We start from the raw sequence: 1,110 nt of genomic DNA on the forward strand, positions 1-1,110 counted from the left end.
AATATAAATAAAATCCAACGTAAAGGGGTATGGCAAAGACTATCCAAAGCGTCAACAGCGTCAACAAAAAACTGCTTTATACTGAGTCTAGCAATTAGCAATATAGAGAGCCTGTCCTACGATTCCATCAACGATCGCACCCACTGAAAATCACTCTCACTCAGCGCTGGAACAGGCTGCACTGAATAATCAATCGCAAGGTCTAGAGCCGCCTCCTGGTAAACTTGTCTCAGAGGATGTTTGAAAAGTCGGTTGGGCAGTAAAAAAACTCTCTGAGTGTAAAAATTATCAAAATACAAGCACCGAGAGAGACACATGACTAAAGTTTAGCCTAGTGACCATTACCGCATCCAGTATGAATTCCTTAGTGACCATTATCCTCCAGCCAAACCTGGTGGTCGCCACCGCCCGCGTCAATATATGGCAAGTGCTCAACGGAATTTTCATTGGTCCAGTTGAAGGGGTCAGATGGCGAGGTTTACCGAAAGACTTTCCTCCGTGGCAGACAGTGTATACCTATTTCCGCAACTGGCGTGCGTGATGGGACGTGGTTACAAATCCACGACCGTTTGCGAGAGTGGACGAGAATCGAACAGGAACGACAGCCAAGTCCATCGGAAGCGGCAGAAGATGCGTCAAAGTGTCTTGAGTGCAGCAATGGTCACTCAAGCTGTGGGATTTGATGCAGGCAAGAAAATCAAAGGTCGTAAGCGGTTTATCACAGTGGATACTTTGGGAAAAATCGCTGCGTGTAAGGGTCACTGCAGCAAGTACGACGGTTCGAGTTGGGGGTAAACGAGTGCTCCACAAGGTCAAACAGATGGGCAAAGCGGTCTCACGGTTGTATCTGATTTGGGTTGATGGAGGCAATAGTTGTGAGCCTTTCATCATGTGGGTCATGGATGTCTGCGGTTGGATTGTACAAGTCGTGCTCCGACCCCAACATAACCATTGGCTTCGTACTACTTAAAAAGCGTTGGGTAGTGGAGCGCACTTTTGGTTGGCTGATGGGATGCCGTCGATTGGTCAGAGACTATGAGTTGTTGCCTGAAACATCAGAGACATTCATAAATCTTGCCATGATATGGATCATGGTTCGCCGCTTGGCAT

The 1,110-nt window shown here is 47.3% G+C and carries 1 protein-coding gene and 1 pseudogene; one reads left to right on the forward strand and one right to left on the reverse strand.

Annotated features, from left to right (window positions below):
- Positions 1 to 116 precede the first annotated feature (116 nt).
- Complete coding sequence (locus F6K51_RS37950; protein WP_293031508.1) at positions 117 to 317, reverse strand: DUF4058 family protein; 201 nt, start codon at positions 315 to 317, stop codon at positions 117 to 119.
- Between the two features lie 31 nt (positions 318 to 348).
- On the opposite strand from F6K51_RS37950, the pseudogene F6K51_RS37955 reads away from it, so the two are divergent.
- Positions 349 to 1,110, forward strand: a pseudogene (locus F6K51_RS37955) (IS5 family transposase); the annotation flags it as partial.

It is taken from the genome of Moorena sp. SIO3I8 (assembly GCF_010692325.1).
Classification (GTDB): Bacteria; Cyanobacteriota; Cyanobacteriia; order Cyanobacteriales; family Coleofasciculaceae; genus Moorena.

What these genes read in the sequence shown, in the direction of transcription:
- F6K51_RS37950 (WP_293031508.1), bottom strand. Translation starts at nt 317, where the DNA reads ATGTGTCTCTCTCGGTGCTTGTATTTTGATAATTTTTACACTCAGAGA.